The organism is Pseudomonas sp. 05L36, from assembly GCF_056398125.1.
On record NZ_JBFTOU010000032.1, the window covers coordinates 44,814 to 59,221 of the forward strand.

The window sequence follows — 14,408 nt, forward strand, 5'->3', positions numbered from 1 at the left end:
TCCCGACATGTCTTGTTTCATTGCTGCGCTAGCGCCGTGCCATCAATCAATTCAGCTCTGCAATCGAACGGTTTAAGCTAGCCGGCCTCTGTATAAAAGTCCGTTGCGTTTGGCCGAAGGCATGTCCGAACCGATATTTCTGATCCAGCACGTGCCAGGAACGGCGCGGGATTGCTCAAGACAGGTTGTATTTATGCACCGCAGGAACTTGCTCAAAGCCTCCATGGCCATCGCGGCCTACACCGGTTTGTCCGCCACGGGCCTGTTGGCGGCCCAGGCCTGGGCCGCCAGTGGCGGCACCGCTGATGGCGAGGCCACCGCGTTCGATTTCGAGGCGCTGAAGCTCCAGGCCAAACAGCTCGCCAGCAATCGCTACCAGGACACCGAGCAACAGTTGCCGCCAACCCTGGCGACCATGACGCCGCAGAACTTCAATGCGATCCGCTACGACGGCAATCATTCGTTGTGGAAAGAGCTCAAGGGTCAGCTGGACGTGCAGTTCTTCCACGTCGGCATGGGGTTCAAGCAGCCGGTGCGCATGTACAGCGTCGATCCGAAAACCCGCATGGCCCGCGAGGTGCATTTCCGCCCGTCGCTGTTCAACTATGAAAACACCACGGTCGACACCGCACAGCTCAAGGGCGACCTGGGTTTCTCCGGCTTCAAGCTGTTCAAGGCCCCGGAACTGGACAAGCACGACGTCGTGTCTTTCCTCGGCGCCAGTTACTTCCGTGCGGTAGACGCCACCGGCCAGTACGGCTTGTCGGCCCGCGGACTGGCGATCGACACCTACGCCAAGAAGCGCGAAGAATTTCCCGACTTCACCAAGTTCTGGTTCGAGACACCGGACAAAGACAGCACCCGCTTCGTGGTCTACGCCCTGCTCGATTCGCCGAGCGCCACCGGTGCCTACCGCTTCGATATCGACTGCCAGGCCGAGCGCGTGGTGATGGAGATCGATGCCCACGTCAACGCTCGCACCGCCATCGACCAACTGGGCATTGCGCCGATGACCAGCATGTTCAGTTGCGGCACCCACGAACGCCGGATGTGCGACACCATTCACCCGCAAATCCACGACTCCGATCGCCTGGCCATGTGGCGCGGCAACGGCGAGTGGATCTGCCGCCCGCTGAATAACCCGGCGACCCTGCAATTCAATGCCTTCGCCGATACCGACCCGAAGGGCTTCGGCCTGGTGCAGACCGACCACGAGTTCGCCAGCTATCAGGACACCGTCGACTGGTACAGCCGCCGCCCGAGCCTGTGGGTCGAACCGACCACACCATGGGGCGAAGGCTCGATCGATCTGCTGGAAATCCCGACCACCGGCGAAACCCTGGACAACATCGTCGCCTTCTGGACCCCGAAGAAACCGGTGGCGGCCGGCGATTCGCTGAACTACGGCTACAAACTCTACTGGAGCGCACTGCCACCGGTCGGCACACCACTGGCGCGAGTCAATGCGACCCGTTCAGGCATGGGCGGTTTCACCGAAGGCTGGGCGCCGGGCGAGCATTACCCGCCAGTCTGGGCCCGTCGTTTTGCCGTGGACTTCACCGGCGGTGGACTGGACCGCTTGCCTGAAGGCGCGGGCATCGAGCCGGTGGTCACTTGCTCGAACGGCGAGGTCAAGGATTTCAGCGTGCTCAAGCTCGATGACATCAAGGGCTACCGCATCCTGTTTGACTGGTACCCGACCAATGACAGCGTGGAGCCTGTCGAGCTGCGCCTGTTCATCCGCACTAACGACCGCACGCTGAGCGAAACCTGGTTGTATCAGTACTTCCCGCCAGCCCCGGACAAGCGCAAATATCCCTGACAGCCAAGTAGCACCAACCACCATTCGGTTTTCCGAACGCGACCTGCGGGTCAGTTCGGTTAACCGGATCATCCAACCTCAATATTCGCGCCATAAATATTTAATTTCCTTATAAATCAATAACATGATTCATTGGCACTGGTCTGGCACGAGTCATGCTCTACACTTCTTCGACGAATGTCCTTTGCGCCCTCTCTCAGTAGCGCTCAGGTGATTTGCAGCACAAAAGGGCCGATGAACTGGCTCCATAAAAAAAACAATGTCGAGGAAAATTTGATGCGCATCATTCCCCATATCCTGGGCGCAGCCATTGCTGCCGCTCTGATCAGCACGCCAGTGTTCGCCGCCGAACTCACCGGCACCCTGAAGAAGATCAAAGAGTCCGGTGTCATCACCCTCGGGCATCGTGACGCGTCCATTCCGTTTTCCTACATCGCGGATGCTTCCGGCAAACCGGTCGGCTACTCCCACGACATCCAGCTGAAAGTCGTCGAAGCGCTGAAAAAAGACCTCGACATGCCGAACCTCCAGGTCAAGTACAACCTGGTGACTTCGCAAACCCGTATCCCGCTGGTGCAGAACGGCACCGTGGACCTGGAGTGCGGTTCCACCACCAACAACGTCGAGCGTCAGCAGCAAGTTGACTTCTCCGTTGGCATCTTCGAAATCGGTACTCGCCTGCTGTCCAAGGCAGACTCCAAGTACAAGGACTTCCCTGACCTGGCCGGCAAGAACGTCGTGACCACCGCCGGCACCACGTCCGAGCGCATCCTCAAGGCGATGAACGCCGACAAGCAGATGGGCATGAACGTCATCTCGGCCAAAGACCACGGCGAATCCTTCCAGATGCTGGAAACCGGCCGTGCCGTGGCTTTCATGATGGACGACGCCCTGCTGGCAGGTGAAGCAGCCAAGGCCAAGAATGCGAAAGACTGGGCAGTGACCGGTACTCCACAGTCCTACGAAATCTACGGCTGCATGGTGCGCAAAGGCGACGAGCCGTTCAAAAAGGCTGTGGATGACGCCATCAAGGCCACCTACGCATCGGGCGAGATCAACAAGATCTACGAAAAATGGTTCATGCAACCAATCCCGCCAAAAGGCCTGAACCTGAACTTCCCGATGAGCGACGAGCTCAAGGCCCTGATCGCCAAACCGACCGATAAAGCGGCTGACGACAAGAAATCCTGATTTCTGACTAACCTTATCTCCTGACAGGGCGCAAGCCCTTTCAGGAGGTTGTCACTCCCTGCTGGCATTTCTGGAAACACTCGAACCGGTGGCTGTCGAGCCGAGCGCGTGTGCCTGTCCCTCAAGGACAGGCGGGAACGGAGCTTCCCCAAGCGGGTACCTGTACATCGATCGAATCCGAGGGGAGACCCTAATGAATTACAACTGGGACTGGGGCGTGTTCTTCAAGTCCACCGGCGTGGGCAGCGAGACCTATTTCGACTGGTACCTGACCGGTTTGGGCTGGACCATCGGCATCGCCATCGCGGCCTGGATCATCGCCTTGACACTGGGCTCGATCCTGGGCGTCATGCGTACCGTGCCGAATCGCATCGTATCGGGCATCGCCACCTGCTACGTCGAACTCTTCCGTAACGTGCCGCTGCTGGTTCAGCTGTTCATCTGGTACTTCCTGGTGCCCGATCTGCTGCCTGCCGACCTGCAAGAGTGGTACAAGCAGGATCTGAACCCGACCACCTCGGCCTTCCTCAGCGTCGTGGTGTGCCTGGGCCTGTTCACCACCGCCCGGGTTTGCGAACAGGTGCGTACCGGTATCCAGGCCCTGCCCAAGGGCCAGGAAGCCGCGGCCCGCGCCATGGGTTTCAAGCTGCCGCAGATCTACTGGAACGTGCTGCTGCCCCAGGCCTACCGGATCATCATTCCGCCGCTTACCTCGGAATTTTTGAACGTATTCAAGAACACCTCCGTGGCCTCGCTGATCGGCCTGATGGAACTGCTGGCGCAGACCAAACAGACCGCCGAGTTCTCCGCCAACCTGTTCGAAGCCTTCACCCTGGCAACGCTGATCTACTTCACCCTGAACATGAGCCTGATGCTGCTGATGCGCATGGTCGAGAAGAAAGTCGCCGTGCCTGGCCTGATTTCCGTAGGGGGTAAATGATGGAATTCGACTTCTCGGGCATCATCCCGTCCCTGCCGGGCCTGTGGAACGGCATGATCATGACCCTCAAGCTGATGGCCATGGGCGTGGTCGGCGGGATTATCCTCGGCACCATCCTGGCGCTGATGCGTCTGTCCCACAGCAAACTGCTGTCGAACATCGCCGGTGCCTACGTTAACTATTTCCGTTCGATCCCGTTGCTGCTGGTCATCACCTGGTTCTACCTGGCGGTGCCGTTCGTGCTGCGCTGGATCACCGGCGAAGACACCCCGATCGGCGCGTTCGCCTCCTGCATCGTGGCCTTCATGATGTTCGAAGCCGCGTACTTCTGCGAAATCGTCCGCGCCGGTGTGCAGTCGATTCCCAAGGGTCAGATGGGCGCTGCCCAGGCGCTGGGCATGACTTACGGCCAGATGATGCGTCTGATCATCCTGCCGCAGGCGTTCCGCAAGATGACGCCGCTGTTGCTGCAACAGAGCATCATCCTGTTTCAGGACACCTCGCTGGTCTACGCCGTCGGCCTGGTGGACTTCCTCAATGCTTCGCGCGCCAGTGGCGACATCATTGGCCGCTCCAATGAGTTCCTGGTTTTCGCCGGTCTCGTGTACTTCACCATCAGCTTTGCCGCCTCGCAGCTGGTCAAGCGTCTGCAAAAAAGGTTCGCCGTATGATCTCTATCAAAAGCATCAACAAGTGGTATGGGGACTTCCAGGTACTGACTGATTGCAGCACCGAGGTCAAAAAAGGCGAAGTGATCGTGGTGTGCGGGCCATCCGGTTCCGGCAAATCGACCCTGATCAAGTGCGTCAACGCCCTGGAACCGTTCCAGAAAGGCGACATCGTGGTCGACGGCACCTCCATCGCAAACCCGAAGACCAACCTGCCGAAACTGCGTTCGCGCGTGGGCATGGTGTTCCAGCACTTCGAGCTGTTCCCGCACCTGACCATCACCGAAAACCTGACCATCGCGCAGATCAAGGTGTTGGGCCGCAGCAAGGAAGAAGCCACCAAGAAAGGCCTGCAACTGCTCGAGCGCGTAGGTCTTTCGGCCCATGCTCACAAGCATCCTGGCCAACTGTCCGGTGGTCAGCAGCAGCGTGTGGCGATTGCCCGTGCGCTGGCGATGGACCCGATCGTCATGCTGTTCGACGAACCGACCTCGGCGCTGGACCCGGAAATGGTCAACGAAGTGCTCGACGTGATGGTGCAACTGGCCCACGAAGGCATGACCATGATGTGCGTGACCCACGAAATGGGCTTCGCCCGTAAAGTCGCGGACCGGGTGATCTTCATGGACGCCGGCAAGATCATCGAAGACTGCAAGAAAGAGGAGTTCTTCGGCGACATCAATGCCCGTGCGGATCGTACGCAGCACTTCCTCAACAAGATTCTGCAGCACTAATACCAACGTAGCTCGCCCCTACCCTGTAGGAGCGAGCTTGCTCGCGATGGTCGTTAACGATGACGCGTTCATCCTGAATGCACGCGTTGTCCTTGAGTTCTTCGCGAGCAAGCTCGCTCCTACAGTCGGAGTAGGCAGGCAATCGCTGGTTGACCCAAGGCATCTGTGATGAAATGCGACCCCAATCTTTATCGCGCAGCAATGCCATCACTCGCCGTGAAACCCCGTCTGATTCGCCATCTGTTCCTGCCACCGCTGATCATCGCCATGATGATCGGCCTGGGCTATATCGGCTTCTGGATCAGTGAGCACTATGGCATTCGCAGCCTTGGCGAGAACGGTCAGCGTCAGCTGGAACTGCACGCCCGTGCCGTCGAAAGCGAAATCAGCAAATACACCTACCTGCCCAGCCTGCTGGAGCTCGAAACCAGCGTTTCGCAGTTGCTGGCCGACCCGACCCCGGAACACCGGCAAACGGTCAACGATTACCTCGAAGGCCTGAACCGGCGCAGCCGCAGTCGGGCCATCTACGTGATGGACACCACCGGCCGCGTCATGGCCACCAGCAACTGGCGCGATGTCGACAGTTACCTGGGTGAAGACCTGTCCTTTCGCGCCTATTTCCAGAACGCCGTGCGTGGTCAGCCCGGGCGCTTCTACGGCATCGGCAGTACCAACGGCGAACCCGGTTACTACCTGGCCCATGGCCTGGAAGAACACGGCAAGATCATCGGCGTCGCGGTGGTCAAGGTACGCCTGGAAGCCATGGAAGAACGCTGGCAGCGGGCGCGCCTGGAAGCCTTCGTCAGCGACGAGAACGGCATCATCATTCTGTCCAGTGACCCGGCGCGACGTCTGAAATCGGTGGTGCCGCTGAGCGAAGAAACCAAGGAAAAACTCGCCCGCAGCCTGCAGTACTACTGGTTCCCGCTCAACGAACTGCAGCCGCTGGCCCGGGAAACCCTGTCCGAAGGCGTGGAAAAACTCACGTTCCCGGCCAACAGCGAACTGGTGTCCGACGACGAAAACATCAGCTACCTGGCGCAAACCCGGCCGCTCGGCGATACGCCGTGGAATTTCACCCTGCTCACGCCGCTCCAGGATTTGCGCCGCGAAGCGATCAACCAGGGGATTCTGGTGGCGGTGGCGTTTGCCCTCTGTGCCTTTCTATTGATCGCCTGGAACGAGCGGCGCAAGGTGATCGCCACCCGCCTCGCGGCCCGGGAAGCCTTGCAGGAAGCCAACAATCAGCTGGAGCGTCGGATTACCGAACGCACCACCGACCTGCGCGCCAGCAACGAACGGCTCAAGGCCCAGATCCGCGAACGCCGGCTCGCCGAAGAGACCTTGCGCCGCGCCCAGGATGAACTGGTACAGGCCGGAAAACTCGCGGCCATCGGCCAGATGTCCACCAGCATCGCCCACGAATTGAACCAGCCGCTGGCGGCGCTGCGCACCTTGTCCGGCAATACTGTGCGCTTCCTCGAACGCGGTCAGCTCGACGTGGCCAGCACCAACCTCAAGACCATCAACGAACTGATCGACCGCATGGGCCGGATCACCGCCAGCCTGCGCTCGTTTGCCCGGCGCGGGGACGACAAGGGCCTGGCCTGCCTCGGCAAAGGCGTGGACGCCGCCTTGCAATTGCTCGGCGGCCGGGTGGAAAACATTCACCTGCAACTGCACCGCGATTTCACCGATGTGCAGGTGCAAATCGACCAGACCCGCCTGGAGCAGATTCTGGTCAACCTGATTGGCAACGCCCTCGACGCCATGCAAGCGCAGCCGCAACCCGAGCTGTGGCTCGAAGGCGAAGCGTTCGATGGCAAATACCGCCTGCGCGTGCGTGACAACGGCCACGGCATCGACGCCGAAGCGCGCAAGCACCTGTTCGAACCCTTCTTCACCACCAAACCCGGCGAACAGGGCCTGGGCCTTGGCCTGACCCTTTCCGCCAGCCTGGCCGCCGCCACCGGCGGTCACCTGGGTGTCGAGCACCCGGCCAGCGGTGGTACCACATTCGTCCTCAGTTTACCGTTGGTAAGCCCCACTCCCGCCGAGCCAATATGAACAACGACCTTAGTGTATTGATCGTCGAAGACGACCCCCATGTGCTGCTCGGCTGCCAACAGGCGCTGACCCTGGAAGACATTCCCTGCATTGGCGTGGGCAGCGCCGAAGAAGCCCTGGAGCGGGTCGGCGACGATTTCGCCGGTATTGTCGTCAGCGACATTCGCCTGCCGGGCATCGATGGCCTGGAACTGCTGACGCGGCTCAAGGCCCGCGACCGCAGCCTGCCGGTGGTGCTGATCACCGGACACGGCGACATCTCCATGGCCGTGGGCGCGATGCAGAAAGGCGCCTACGACTTCATGGAAAAGCCGTTCTCCCCGGAGCGCCTGGTGGATGTCGCCCGCCGCGCCCTGGAGCAGCGCAGCCTGGCACGGGAAGTGTCGTCGCTGCGCCGGCAACTGGCCGAGCGCGACTCCCTCGAAGGGCGGATCATCGGACGCTCGCCGGCCATGCAGAACCTGCGGGAACTGATTGCCAACGTCGCCGATACCTCGGCCAACGTGCTGATCGAAGGCGAGACCGGTACCGGCAAGGAGTTGGTCGCGCGCTGCCTGCATGATTTCAGTCGGCGGCACACCAAGCAGTTCGTCGCCCTGAACTGCGGCGGCCTGCCGGAGAACCTGTTCGAAAGCGAAATCTTCGGCCACGAGGCCAACGCCTTTACCGGCGCAGGCAAACGACGGATCGGCAAGATCGAACACGCCGACGGCGGCACGCTGTTCCTCGACGAAGTGGAAAGCATGCCTCTGCCCTTGCAGATCAAACTGCTGCGGGTGTTGCAGGAACGCACCCTCGAACGCCTCGGCTCGAACCAGAGCGTAGCGGTGGATTGCCGGGTGATCGCGGCGACCAAATCCGACCTCGTCGTGTCGAGCAAGGCCGGCGAATTCCGCAGCGACCTGTACTACCGCCTCAACGTGGTGACCCTGGAACTGCCGCCATTGCGCGAGCGCCGTGAGGACATCCTGCAACTGTTCGAGCACTTTTTGCAGCAGTCGTCCCTGCGCTTCGACCGCGCGGTGCCGGAGCTGGACAACCAGACCGTTTCAAACCTGATGAGCCACGACTGGCCGGGCAACGTGCGTGAACTGCGCAACGTTGCCGAGCGCTTTGCCCTGGGCCTGCCGGCATTCAAGAAACCCGGTGCTGGCGGCGGCAATCAAGGCCTGGCCTTTGCCGAAGCGGTGGAAGCGTTCGAGCGCAACCTGCTCAGCGATGCCTTGCAACGCAGCGGCGGCAACCTGACCCAGGCCAGCCAGGAACTGGGCATGGCCAAGACCACGCTGTTCGACAAAGTGAAAAAATACGGGCTAAGCCATTGAGCAAAACCTGATCGCCCACTACCTCTGTAGGACCGAGCCTTCGGCAGCTCCTACAGGGGATTGATAGGTTAGAGAAGGTTGCGATCGGCCACAGGCTCGATCTGCGCCCAGTGCGACGTGTCTTCACGGTGCTCGCGCAAATACGGCAACACCGCCGCCAGCAACGGCGCCTTGAACGCCTCCTGGAAGCGATGGGCCAGGCCCGGAATCAGGATCAATTGGCTACCTCGCAGATGCGCCGCCAGATGCACCCCGTGCATCACCGGCAACAACGGGTCGGCCGTGCCATGCACCACCAGCGCCGGCACCCGCAACTGATTGAGCAACGCCACCCGGCTCGGCTCGGCGAGAATGGCCATGATCTGGCGTTTCACGCCCTCGGGATTGAACGCCCGATCATAGGACAGCGCCGCCTGATGCAGCAGCGCCTGGCGATCATCGGTGACCATCGGGCTGCCCAGCGCCGCCAGCAAGTCGGCCTGTTGCTCCAGGGCCACTTCGCGGCTCGGTGCACCGCGCCGGGACAACAACTGCACCAGCGCCGCACTCGGTGCTGGCAAGCCTTCGGCGCCGGAGGTGGTCATGATCAGGGTCAGGCTCTCGATCCGTTGCGGTGCCATGGCCGCCATGTGCTGGGCGATCATCCCGCCCATGCTGGCGCCCAACACATGGAATTGATCGATGTGCAAGGCGTCCATCAGCCCCAGGCCATCATCGGCCATGTCGGTCAGCGAATACGGCGACGACACCGGCAATCCGAGTTTGTAGCGCAGCACTTCGAAGGTCAGGTTGGCTTCGGCCGGTGCTTGCCGCCAGGTCGACAGGCCGACATCGCGATTGTCATAGCGGATCACCCGGAATCCCTGCTGGCACAGGGCGAACACCACTTCGTCCGGCCAGTGAATCAATTGCCCGCCCAGGCCCATCACCAGCAGCAATGCCGGATCCGACGCACGGCCGATGCTCTGGTACGCCAGGCTTACCTGGGCCAGATCCACCCGTTCGGTCGGAACATTGATGTCACAACGCGAAGCCGCCAAGGATGGCAGGCCGAACAACAATGCGGCCAAAAACACGATTCGTGAAAAGAATGAAACACCCATGAAAAAACACCAAAACGCAGAACCCCAGTAGAGCGCGAGTCTGATGAAGTTTGTTCAAGCGCGCTGCCACAGTTCCATGACAGTTTGATGAAGAGTGCCGGGCGGTCGTCTTAAGGACCGCGTTATCGTTCACCGCGAGCAGGCTCGCTCCCACAAGATTCATGTCGATCACAGAGTTTTTGAACAACATTGATCACTAATGGGAGCGAACTTGCTCCTGTGTAAAAGAGGGCACTACTGTCGACAGCCAACCCAACATGAGACAAACTCAACCTTTTCGATTTATCGACAAGTTTTCCTCATGGAGCCTCCGGTGCTTGAAATCCGTCACCTCAAGACCCTGCACGCCTTGCGCGAAGCCGACAGCCTGGTGGATGCGGCCGATCGCCTGCACCTGACCCAGTCGGCCCTGTCTCACCAGTTCAAAGAACTGGAAGAGCGCATGGGCATGCCGCTGTTCGTGCGCAAGACCAAACCGGTGCGCTTCACCAGCGCCGGTTTGCGCCTGCTGCAACTGGCCGACGCCACCCTGCCGCTGCTGCGCGCCGCTGAACGCGACATCAGTCGCCTGGCCGGAGGCACTGCCGGTCGTTTGCACATGGCCATCGAATGCCACAGTTGCTTCCAGTGGCTGATGCCGACTATCGACCAGTTCCGCGACGCCTGGCCGGAAGTCGAGCTGGACCTGGCCTCGGGGTTCTCCTTTGCTCCGCTGCCAGCCCTGGCCCGCGGCGATCTGGACCTGGTGGTGACTTCCGACCCGGTGGATCTGGCCGGGATCACCTATGTACCGCTGTTCACTTATGAAGCGATGCTCGCGGTGGCCAACCAGCACCGCCTGGCCGGCAAGGCCTATATCGTTCCCGAAGACTTGCTCCCGGAAACCTTGATCACCTACCCGGTGGAACGGGACCGGCTGGACATCTTCACCCGCTTCCTCGAACCCGCCGACATCGAACCGGCCCAGGTCCGCACCTCGGAACTGACGGTGATGATGATGCAACTGGTGGCCAGCGGCCGTGGCGTGTGCGGCATGCCCCATTGGGCGCTGCATGAATACAGTTCGCGGGGTTATGTGAAGGCCAAGCGACTGGGTGAGAAAGGTTTGTTCGCCACACTGTACGCAGCGATCCGCGCTGACATGCTGGATGCGCCGTACATGCGCGACTTCCTGCTGACGGCCAAGGACACGTCGTTTTCGACGCTGGATGGGGTTAGCGCAGTTCGCTAGAGCAACACACATCCCTGTGGGAGCGAGCTTGCTCGCTCCCACAGGGTTTTGCAGTGGTCTTACAACTCTCGCCACATATGGATCTTGTCGAAGTAATCCTCCCCCACCCGCACCGCCATCGGCTCCAGGCCGAACTGGACGAAACCGCAGCGCTGGTAGAGGTTGAACGCGGCATCGTTGCCGGCGGTGACGGTCAACTGGATCAGGCGCAAACCCGCATGGTTCTGCGCCTCGGCCAAGGCAGCCTGAACCAGTTGATAGCCGAGCCCGCGCTGGCGGACCGTCGGTGACACATACATGCCGAACAGTGTCACCTTGTGCCGGGCCTTTTCCCGAGACTCTAGAGCGAGGCCGACGATGCCCGCCAATTTGCCTTCTTCAAACGCCCCGAGCACCAAGTCCAGCTTGCCGGTCAGGCGCGACTCCCACCAGCTCAGCGGCATCGCTGCCCGCTCACGAACACTCGAGGTGAAGGCCTGCGGGTGCAGGTCGTAGGCTTCGAGCATCAATGCCCGATAGTCCAGGGCATGGCTGACATCCAGGCGTTCGATCCACATGCTCAGGCCATCCGTTTTTGCTCAAGCATCAGCCGCAGTGCCAGCCCGGACAATACGAAGCCCATGAAATAGCGCTGCATCGCCAGCCAGGTCGGATTGTTGACGAACCAGGATGCAATGCCCGCGGCAAACATGGCGATCAGCAAATTGACACAGAAACTGACGCTGATCTGGGTCAGGCCGAGGATGATGCTTTGGCTGAACACCGAGCCATGCTCCGGCGTAATGAATTGCGGAAACACCGACAGATAAAACACCGCGATTTTCGGGTTCAGGGCACTGGTCAGAAAGCCCATGGTGATCAGTTTGCGTGACGAGTCCGGTGGCAATTGCTGCGCCTCGAACGGCGACCGCGCACCGGGTTTGACCGCTTGCCAGGCCAGCCACAAAAGGTACAGCGCACCAGCCCACTTCAACACCTCATAGGCCATCGGCACCGCCAGGAACACAGCCGTCAGGCCGGCGGCAGCAGCAAACAGGTGCACGAAGAATCCGGCGACCACCCCGAGCAAAGAGATCACCCCGGCTTTGCGCCCCTGGCAAATCGAACGGGAGATCAGGTAGAGCATGTTCGGCCCCGGCGTCAGTACCATCAGCAACGCGGCAGCAGCAAAAATCAGCAGGTCTTGAAGCGGGATCATGGGCGAGGTCCTTTGCGTAATGATCAGGCGATCGCTGTCAGCGATGCCCGATAAAACGGCAGGATCAGGTCCCGTGTCAATGGCGCCAGGCTGAGATCGCCGTCAGTGAACGGGTCGATCCAGATCACTTCTTCGATTTCCGCCGCAGGCGTCACGTCGACATCGATGTGCAGCTGAAAAATCTCGGCGTGTACGACAAAACCCGGTTCGTTGGCGGCCGGTGCCGAGAAGTGACCGAGGTAAATGGCGTGCGCCGGGTCGATGTCCAGTCCCAGCTCTTCTTCCAGCTCACGGGCCAGGGCGTGAACCGGCAATTCATGGGGCTCGATCTTGCCACCCGGCTGCATGAACGCCGTGGTGCCGCGCTTGCGTACCAGCAACGTGCGGCCGTCAGGGCCGATCAACAAGGCAGCGGCGATGCGGATAGTCCCGGAGGCTGGCATGGAAAACGTCGACATAAACAGAAGGCCCCTGACTCAAAAGCGCTAAGGATCACATGTCTGCCCTGTAGGAGCGAGCTTGCTCCGGGCGGCGTTCCGACGATGGTCGTGAACGAAAACGCGTAAAACCAGATGCCCATCGGCGCCCTCAGGTTTATCGCGAGCAAGCTCGCTCCTACAGTTTCCTTTATGCAGCCTCCTGGAAATCCATCTCCGGCGGCTGCCGACGGAAACCGCCGGTCAACACCGCCAGGTACACCACGCCAATCGCCAGCCAGCTCAACCCCAGATAAACCGCCAGATGATCGAGGCTGACCATCAGCCACAAATCCGCTGCCAGGCCGATGAACGGAAACAGCAGGAACAGCACGAGCTCGCGCGGACCTTTTTTCTCGCCACCGATCCAGTAATGGAAGATCACCGACAGGTTGACCAGGCTGAACGCCAGGAATGCGCCGAAGTTGATGAACGAGGTCGAGGTGGTGACGTCCAGTTTCAGCGCCAGTAACGCCACCACCGCGCACAGCAGGATGCTGTTGATCGGCGTGCCGAAGCGCTCGTGCAAGGTGCCGAAAAACGCTTTTGGCAACACGCCGTCGCGGCCCATGGCGTATAGCAGCCGAGAGCCGCTGGCCTGGGCCGACAGCCCCGAGGCGAACTGGCCGACGATCAGGCCGATCAGGAAGACCGACACGAACAGGTCGCCACCGATGTTGCGGGCAATTTCGTAGGCCGCCGAGTCGACGTTGTCGAACTGGAACGACGGATGAGCAATCTGTACGAAGTACGACACGCCGACGAAAATCAGCCCGCCAATCAGGGTGATCAGCATAATCGCCCGGGGAATGGTGCGGCGTGGATCGCGGGTTTCTTCGGTCAGGGTGCTGACGGCGTCGAAGCCGAGGAACGAGTAGCAGGCGATGGCCGCGCCGCTCATGATCAGCGGCACCTGCATGTCGCCGTTGAAAAACGGTTTGATCGACCACAACGGCGTGCTCGCATCACCGCCGACGTAATGCACGCACAGCGCGACGAAGGCGACCAGCACCAGGAGCTGCACCAGCATCAGCAAGGCGTTGATGCCGTTCGCCAGTTTCAGGCCGACGATATTGATCGCGCTGGTGATGCCGATGAACGCCAGCACCCAGATCCACTGCGGCACCGCCGGGAATGCGGAGTTGAGGTAGGCCGCGCCGATCAGCCAGATCGCCATGGGCAGGAACAGGTAATCGAGCAGCACCGCCCAACCGGCAATGAACCCGAGTTTCGGGCTGATGGCCTTGCGCACATAGCTGTAGGCCGAGCCGGCCACCGGGAACGCCGAGGCCATGCGCCCGTAGCTCATGGCGGTGAAGAACATCGCCACCAGCGCCGCGAGGTACGCGGCCGGCACCATGCCGGCGGTGGATTGGGCGAGGATGCCAAAGGTGCCGAGCACAATGATCGGCGTCATGTAGGCGATGCCAAACAGCACCACCGACCCCAGTGACAGGGTGCGTTGCAAACGAGCCATGAGCGACTACTCCGGATTTTATTGGATTTATGGCAGAGCCGAGTTCGGCGCAAATTACGGGTGTTGCGTTGTTGTTCTTGGGTGAATGGTCAAACAGGTGTGTCGTCTGTCAGGGCCCCATCGTCGGATCGCCGCCCGGACCAAGCTCGCTCCCACAGGATTTGTGTCGATCA

At 60.7% G+C, this 14,408-nt stretch carries 13 protein-coding genes; 8 read left to right on the forward strand and 5 right to left on the reverse strand.

Annotated elements, in window-relative coordinates; all coding sequences use genetic code 11:
- Window positions 1-193: 193 nt before the first annotated feature.
- The 7 genes from AC1DKH_RS26285 to aauR all read left to right on the forward strand — a co-directional run bounded on the left by AC1DKH_RS26285 (window position 194) and on the right by aauR (window position 8,750).
- Window positions 194-1,822, forward strand: coding sequence for a glucan biosynthesis protein D (locus AC1DKH_RS26285; RefSeq protein WP_477799765.1), 1,629 nt, complete (start codon window positions 194-196; stop codon window positions 1,820-1,822).
- Between the two features lie 276 nt (window positions 1,823-2,098).
- Window positions 2,099-3,013: a glutamate/aspartate ABC transporter substrate-binding protein gene (locus tag AC1DKH_RS26290; RefSeq protein ID WP_477752336.1), complete on the forward strand. Its 915-nt coding sequence runs from the start codon at window positions 2,099-2,101 to the stop codon at window positions 3,011-3,013.
- Between the two features lie 193 nt (window positions 3,014-3,206).
- Window positions 3,207-3,953, forward strand: a complete 747-nt coding sequence (locus AC1DKH_RS26295; RefSeq protein ID WP_477752335.1) for an amino acid ABC transporter permease — start codon at window positions 3,207-3,209, stop codon at window positions 3,951-3,953.
- Window positions 3,953-4,624, forward strand: a complete 672-nt coding sequence (locus AC1DKH_RS26300) for an amino acid ABC transporter permease (RefSeq protein WP_477759823.1) — start codon at window positions 3,953-3,955, stop codon at window positions 4,622-4,624. Before AC1DKH_RS26295 ends, AC1DKH_RS26300 begins: the two co-directional genes overlap by 1 nt.
- Window positions 4,621-5,355 (forward strand): amino acid ABC transporter ATP-binding protein, encoded by a 735-nt coding sequence (locus AC1DKH_RS26305; RefSeq protein ID WP_477759824.1) that lies wholly within the window; start codon window positions 4,621-4,623, stop codon window positions 5,353-5,355. Before AC1DKH_RS26300 ends, AC1DKH_RS26305 begins: the two co-directional genes overlap by 4 nt.
- A gap of 168 nt (window positions 5,356-5,523) precedes the next feature.
- A complete protein-coding gene (aauS, locus tag AC1DKH_RS26310) occupies window positions 5,524-7,425 on the forward strand; it encodes a two-component sensor histidine kinase AauS (protein WP_477752332.1) in 1,902 nt (633 codons plus the stop codon).
- The gene (gene aauR / locus AC1DKH_RS26315) at window positions 7,422-8,750 is read left to right on the forward strand and encodes a two-component response regulator AauR (RefSeq protein WP_477752331.1); all 1,329 of its coding nucleotides are present in this window, start codon (window positions 7,422-7,424) and stop codon (window positions 8,748-8,750) included. The genes aauS and aauR overlap by 4 nt, the downstream gene beginning before the upstream one ends.
- Window positions 8,751-8,818: 68 nt before the next feature.
- Here aauR and AC1DKH_RS26320 read toward each other — a convergent pair whose 3' ends face one another.
- Window positions 8,819-9,853, reverse strand: coding sequence for an alpha/beta fold hydrolase (locus AC1DKH_RS26320; protein ID WP_477799766.1), 1,035 nt, complete (start codon window positions 9,851-9,853; stop codon window positions 8,819-8,821).
- A 313-nt stretch (window positions 9,854-10,166) separates the two neighbouring features.
- Between AC1DKH_RS26320 and metR the strand changes: the two genes are divergently transcribed.
- Window positions 10,167-11,084: a transcriptional regulator MetR gene (metR, locus tag AC1DKH_RS26325; RefSeq protein ID WP_008021042.1), complete on the forward strand. Its 918-nt coding sequence runs from the start codon at window positions 10,167-10,169 to the stop codon at window positions 11,082-11,084.
- A 59-nt stretch (window positions 11,085-11,143) separates the two neighbouring features.
- Here metR and AC1DKH_RS26330 read toward each other — a convergent pair whose 3' ends face one another.
- The 4 genes from AC1DKH_RS26330 to AC1DKH_RS26345 form a co-directional block, all read right to left on the reverse strand.
- Window positions 11,144-11,641: an N-acetyltransferase family protein gene (locus AC1DKH_RS26330; protein ID WP_477799767.1), complete on the reverse strand. Its 498-nt coding sequence runs from the start codon at window positions 11,639-11,641 to the stop codon at window positions 11,144-11,146.
- A 2-nt stretch (window positions 11,642-11,643) separates the two neighbouring features.
- Complete coding sequence (locus tag AC1DKH_RS26335) at window positions 11,644-12,282, reverse strand: LysE family translocator (protein ID WP_477752328.1); 639 nt, start codon at window positions 12,280-12,282, stop codon at window positions 11,644-11,646.
- Between the two features lie 23 nt (window positions 12,283-12,305).
- Window positions 12,306-12,740 (reverse strand): NUDIX hydrolase, encoded by a 435-nt coding sequence (locus AC1DKH_RS26340; RefSeq protein WP_477799768.1) that lies wholly within the window; start codon window positions 12,738-12,740, stop codon window positions 12,306-12,308.
- Between the two features lie 169 nt (window positions 12,741-12,909).
- Window positions 12,910-14,235, reverse strand: coding sequence for an APC family permease (locus AC1DKH_RS26345; protein WP_477799769.1), 1,326 nt, complete (start codon window positions 14,233-14,235; stop codon window positions 12,910-12,912).
- Between the last annotated feature and the right edge of the window lie 173 nt (window positions 14,236-14,408).